The 6,342-nt window shown below is 70.9% G+C and carries 3 protein-coding genes; all 3 read left to right on the top strand.

The features are described 5' to 3' along the window. The coding region (locus VR44_RS33920; RefSeq protein ID WP_045951484.1) for a DUF6912 family protein at nucleotides 1-223 on the top strand (223 nt) is incomplete at its 5' end. Nucleotides 224-264: 41 nt separating this feature from the next. Continuing rightward, nucleotides 265-951 (top strand): HAD family hydrolase, encoded by a 687-nt coding sequence (locus VR44_RS33915; RefSeq protein WP_045951483.1) that lies wholly within the window; start codon nucleotides 265-267, stop codon nucleotides 949-951. Nucleotides 952-1,315: 364 nt separating this feature from the next. After that, complete coding sequence (locus VR44_RS33910) at nucleotides 1,316-6,280, top strand: NAD-glutamate dehydrogenase (protein WP_045951482.1); 4,965 nt, start codon at nucleotides 1,316-1,318, stop codon at nucleotides 6,278-6,280. Nucleotides 6,281-6,342: the final 62 nt, after the last annotated feature.

Below are 6,342 nucleotides of genomic sequence, written 5' to 3'. Positions count from 1 at the left end.
GGCCACCCTCGGGCAGGTGACGCTCGCCGCCGCCGTGCGGCTGTCCGTGGCCGCCGCCGTGCACGTGGACGCCGAGGACGCCGAGCAGGACGTCACCGCCGCCGCCGGGGCCCTGGCCGCCGCGGACGCCGGGGACGACGACGCGCAGTTCACCGTCGACGGGGCCGAGGACCACGAGCTGCTGTGGTTCGGCGTGCAGGAGATCCCCGGGCTGCTGGGGTGAGCGGGAGGAGTGGGATGGGTGCCTTGGGCGGGTTGAGTGGAATGGGGGCGGAGGTTCCGGTGAGTGACGGTACGGCCCACATCGTGTGGGACTGGAACGGGACCCTGCTCCACGACATCGACGCCGTCATGACCGCCACCAATGCCTCCTTCGCCGAGCTCGGTTTCCCGCCGATCACCCTGGAGCGGTACCGCGAGTTGTACGTGGTGCCCGTGCCGAAGTTCTACGAGCGGCTCATGGGCCGGCTGCCCACCGAGGCCGAGTGGGTCGTCATGGACGAGGCCTTCCACCGGCACTACTGGGCGGCCGCCGCCGACTCCGGTCTCGCCGAGGGCGCGCGGGAGCTGCTGCGGGGCTGGCAGGCGGACGGGTTCACCCAGTCCCTGCTGTCCCTCGCGCCCCACGACAAGCTGGTCCCCCTGGTCCGTGAACACCGCATCGACGTGCACTTCCTCCGGGTCGACGGCCGCACCGGACCCTCGCACACCTCCAAGGCGGGGCACCTCGTACGCCATATGGCCGCCATGGAGGCGGCCGGTGTGACGGCCTCCCGTACGGTCCTCGTCGGCGACGCCGTGGACGATGCGCTGGCCGCCGCCCACGTGGGCGCACGCGCGGTTCTGTACACCGGTGGCTCGCACAGCCGGGCCAGTCTGGAGACCGCGGGCGTACCGGTCGTCGACAGCCTCGCCGAGGCCGTCGCCACCGCCCGTGAGCTGGCCGGATAACGACCCCCGCACGTCGCGGCGGCCGAGTCGCTGGCCAGAGTGTCCAGGTTTTAACCCAGGTTTTGTACAGATGCAGTGAATGACGACCTGGGGGTGCGGCGAGATAGCCTTGTACCCGTGATCAGCGCGATAGTCCTCGGGGGCACCCATGCCCCCGGCCCGCGCCCGGCGCACGTCCGTGCCCGGGCTTTCGCTGATCCCCGCCGCCGGGACCTGTCGATCATGGTCGAAGCCCTCCCGGGCGGCTCTCCCGACGACACGGCGCCGCAACCGGATCCGGATGGACTTTCCGTTCCATCTCGGCGCTCTGTCATTCCTTCCTTCACCTACGTCACGCAATGGCGCGCGACAGGAGCCAGAGGACATGCAGACCAAGCTGGACGAAGCAAAGGCCGAGCTGCTCGCGCGGGCGGCACGGGTAGCTGAGAACAGCCCGGCCGGGGGGCTACTTCCGACTGGGTCCGAGCAAGGGGAGCACCCCGGACAGGGCGCGACGCTCGCCTACCTCCAGCGCTACTACCTGCACACGGCCCCCGAGGACCTCGCGGACCGCGACCCGGTCGACGTGTTCGGCGCGGCGCTCTCCCACTACCGGCTGGCCGAGGCCCGCCCGCAGGGCACGGCGAACGTCCGCGTGCACACCCCCACGGTCGAGGAGAACGGCTGGACCTCCAGCCACTCGGTCGTCGAGGTCGTCACCGACGACATGCCGTTCCTCGTGGACTCGGTCACCAACGAGCTGTCCCGCCAGGGCCGCGGCATCCACGTCGTGATCCACCCGACGGTCGTCGTGCGCCGTGACGTCACCGGCAAGCTGATCGAGATCCTCGGCCCCGACTGCGACGCCCACGGTCCCAAGACGGCGCGCCCGCACGACTCCCTCGTCGAGTCGTGGATCCACGTCGAGATCGACCGCGAGACCGACAAGGCCGACCTCAAGCAGATCACCGGCGACCTGCTGCGCGTCCTGTCCGACGTCCGCGAGTCCGTCGAGGACTGGGAGAAGATGCGCGACGCCGCACTGCGCATCGCCGAAGAGCTGCCGAACGAGCCGACCGCGCCGGACCTGCGCGAGTACGAGCTGGAGGAGGCCCGCGAGCTGCTGCGCTGGCTGGCCGACGACCACTTCACGTTCATCGGCTTCCGCGAGTACAACCTGGTCGACGGCGACGCCCTCGCGGCCGTCCCCGGCACCGGCCTGGGCATCCTGCGCTCCGACCCGGTCCACCACGGCCAGGAGGACGCGCACCCCGTCTCGCCGTCCTTCAACCGGCTGCCGGCCGACGCCCGCGCCAAGGCCCGCGAGCACGAGCTGCTGGTGCTGACGAAGGCCAACAGCCGCGCGACCGTGCACCGCCCCTCGTACCTCGACTACGTCGGCGTCAAGAAGTTCGACGCCGAGGGCAACGTGGTCGGCGAGCGCCGCTTCCTCGGCCTGTTCTCCTCCGCCGCGTACACCGAGTCCGTGCGCCGGGTCCCGGTGATCCGCCGCAAGGTCGCCGAGGTGCTGGAGGGCGCCGGCTTCTCCCCGTCCAGCCACGACGGCCGCGACCTGCTCCAGATCCTGGAGACCTACCCGCGCGACGAGCTGTTCCAGACCCCCGTCGACAAGCTCCGCGAGATCGCCACCTCCGTCCTGTACCTGCAGGAACGCCGCCGGCTGCGGCTCTACCTGCGCCAGGACGAGTACGGCCGCTACTACTCGGCCCTCGTCTACCTGCCGCGCGACCGGTTCACCACCGGTGTCCGGCTGCGGCTGATGGACATCCTGAAGGAGGAGCTCGGCGGCACCAGCGTGGACTTCACCGCCTGGAACACCGAGTCGGTCCTCTCCCGCATCCACTTCGTCGTCCGCGTCCCGCAGGGCACCCAGCTGCCTGCCCTGACCGACGCCGACGTCGAGCGCGTCGAGGCCCGCCTGGTGGAGGCCGCCCGCTCCTGGGCCGACGGCTTCGGCGAGGCCCTGACGGCCGAGCTGGGCGAGGAGCGCGCCGCCGAGCTGCTGCGCAAGTACAGCGGCTCGTTCCCCGAGGGCTACAAGGCCGACCACACGCCGCGCATGGCCGTGTCCGACCTGTGCCACCTGGAGCGGCTGTCGGCCAGCGACCGCGAGTTCGCGCTCTCCCTGTACGAGCCCGTGGGCGCGGGACCGGGCGAGCGCCGCTTCAAGATCTACCGCGAGGGTGAGCAGGTCTCCCTGTCCGCCGTCCTGCCGGTCCTCCAGCGCCTGGGCGTCGAGGTCACCGACGAGCGCCCGTACGAGCTGCGCCGCAGCGACCGGGTGAGCGCCTGGATCTACGACTTCGGCCTGCGGATGCCCGCGGCGGGCAACGGCGACGCCCACCTCGGCGACGACGCCCGCGAGCGGTTCCAGGAGGCCTTCGCGGCCGTGTGGACCGGCGAGGCCGAGAACGACAACTTCAACACCCTCGTCTTGGGCGCCGGGCTCACCTGGCGGCAGGCCGTCGTCCTGCGCGCGTACGCCAAGTACATGCGCCAGGCCGGCTCCACCTTCAGCCAGGACTACATGGAGGACACCCTCCGCAACAACGTCCACACCACCCGGCTGCTGGTCTCGCTCTTCGAGGCGCGGATGTCGCCCGGCCGCCAGTCCGCCGGCACCGAGCTCGTCGACGCCATGCTGGAGGAGCTGGACGGGGCCCTGGACCAGGTCGCCTCGCTCGACGAGGACCGCATCCTGCGGGCGTTCCTGACGCTGATCAAGGCCACGCTGCGCACGAACTTCTTCCAGCTGAACTCCGCGGGCGAGCAGCACTCGTACGTGTCGATGAAGTTCGACCCGCAGGCCATCCCGGACCTGCCCGCCCCGCGCCCGGCGTTCGAGATCTGGGTGTACTCCCCGCGCGTCGAGGGCGTCCACCTGCGCTTCGGCAAGGTCGCCCGAGGCGGTCTGCGCTGGTCCGACCGCCGTGAGGACTTCCGTACGGAGATCCTCGGCCTGGTCAAGGCGCAGATGGTCAAGAACACCGTCATCGTGCCGGTCGGCGCCAAGGGCGGCTTCGTCGCGAAGAACCTGCCGGACCCGTCGGTGGACCGCGACGCCTGGCTGGCCGAGGGCATCGCCTCGTACAAGATCTTCATCTCGGCGCTGCTCGACATCACGGACAACATGGTCGCGGGCGAGGTCGTCCCGCCCAAGGGCGTGGTCCGCCACGACGGGGACGACACCTACCTGGTCGTCGCCGCCGACAAGGGCACCGCGACCTTCTCCGACATCGCCAACGGCGTGGCCGAGTCGTACGGGTTCTGGCTGGGCGACGCCTTCGCGTCGGGCGGCAGCGCGGGCTACGACCACAAGGGCATGGGCATCACGGCCCGCGGTGCCTGGGAGTCCGTCAAGCGGCACTTCCGCGAGCTGGGCCACGACACCCAGACCGAGGACTTCACGGTCGTCGGCGTCGGCGACATGTCCGGTGACGTCTTCGGCAACGGCATGCTGCTCTCCGAGCACATCCGCCTGGTCGCCGCCTTCGACCACCGGCACATCTTCATCGACCCGACCCCGGACGCGGCCACCTCGTACGCGGAGCGCCGGCGCCTGTTCGAGCTGCCGCGGTCCTCGTGGGCGGACTACGACACCGCGCTGCTGTCCGCGGGCGGCGGCATCCACCCGCGTACCGCGAAGGCCATCCCGGTCAACGCGCAGATGCGGGCGGCCCTCGGCATCGAGGCGGGCGTCACCAAGATGACCCCGGCCGACCTGATGCAGGCGATCCTCAAGTCCCCGGTGGACCTGCTGTGGAACGGCGGCATCGGAACGTACGTCAAGGCGACGGCCGAGACGCACGCCGACGTCGGCGACAAGGCCAACGACGCGATCCGCGTCAACGGCTCCGACGTCCGCGCCAAGGTCATCGGCGAGGGCGGCAACCTGGGTCTGACCCAGCTGGGCCGGATCGAGTTCGCCCGCAGCGGCGCCGGCGGCGAGGGCGGCAAGGTCAACACCGACGCCATCGACAACAGCGCGGGCGTGGACACCTCGGACCACGAGGTGAACATCAAGATCCTGCTGAACGGGCTGGTCGCCGAGGGCGACATGACCGTCAAGCAGCGCAACAAGCTGCTGGCCGAGATGACGGACGAGGTCGGCCGCCTGGTCCTGCGCAACAACTACGCGCAGAACGTGGCCCTGGCCAACGGCTCCGCGCAGGCGTCGAGCCTGCTGCACGCGCAGCAGCGCTTCATGCGCCGGCTGGGCCGGGACGGGCAGCTGGACCGCCAGCTGGAGTTCCTGCCCAACGACCGGCAGATCCGCGAGCTGCTGAACACCGGCCGCGGTCTGACGCAGCCGGAGCTGGCCGTCCTGTTCGCCTACACCAAGATCACGGTGGCGGACGAGCTCATCCACACCGAGCTCCCGGACGACCCGTACCTGCGCCGTCTGCTGCACGCCTACTTCCCGGGCGCGCTGGTGGCGAAGTTCCCGGAGCAGGTCGACGCGCACGCGCTGCGCCGGGAGATCATCACGACGCTGCTGGTGAACGACACCGTCAACACCGGTGGTTCGACCTTCCTGCACCGGCTGCGGGAGGAGACCGGGGCGTCCCTGGAGGAGATCGTCCGGGCGCAGCTGTCGGCCCGTGAGATCTTCGGCCTGGCCCAGGTGTGGGACGCGGTCGAGGCGCTCGACAACAAGGTCCCGGCGGACGTCCAGACCCGGGTGCGGCTGCACTCGCGGCGCCTGGTGGAGCGCGGTACGCGCTGGCTGCTGAACAACCGGCCGCAGCCGCTGCAGATCACCGAGACCGTCGAGCTGTTCGGCGCGCGGGTGGCGCAGGTCTGGGCCGAGCTGCCGAAGCTGGTGCGCGGCGCGGACCTGGAGTGGTACCAGTCGGTGATGGACGAGCTGACGGGCGAGGGTGTGCCGTCGGAGCTCGCGGCGAAGGTGGCCGGGTTCTCGTCGGCGTTCCCGACGCTGGACATCGTGGCCACCTCCGACCGGACGGGCGTGGACCCGCTGGCCGTCGCCGAGGTGTACTACGACCTCGCCGACCGGCTGGAGATCACGCAGCTGATGGACCGGATCATCGAGCTGCCGCGTTCGGACCGCTGGCAGTCGATGGCCCGTGCGTCGATCCGTGAGGACCTGTTCGCGGCGCACGCGGCGCTGACGGCGGACGTGCTGTCGGTGGGCGAGGCGGACGCCACTCCCGAGGAGCGCTTCAAGGCGTGGGAGGAGAAGAACGCGGCGCTGATCGGCCGGGCGCGGACGACCCTGGACGAGATCCGGGGCTCGGACGACTTCGACCTGGCGAACCTGTCGGTGGCGATGCGCACGATGCGGTCGCTGCTGCGGGCGCACGGCTAGCCGGTAGCGGTCCTACGGAAACGGGCCGGGCCCGGAACCCCTCGAAGGGGGTCCGGGCCCGG

This window comes from Streptomyces katrae (genome assembly GCF_000966975.1).
In the GTDB taxonomy this organism is placed as follows: Bacteria; Actinomycetota; Actinomycetes; order Streptomycetales; family Streptomycetaceae; genus Streptomyces; species Streptomyces katrae.
The sequence above is the reverse complement of the archived record's forward strand: the minus strand, read 5'-3'. Positions and strand labels throughout refer to the sequence as shown.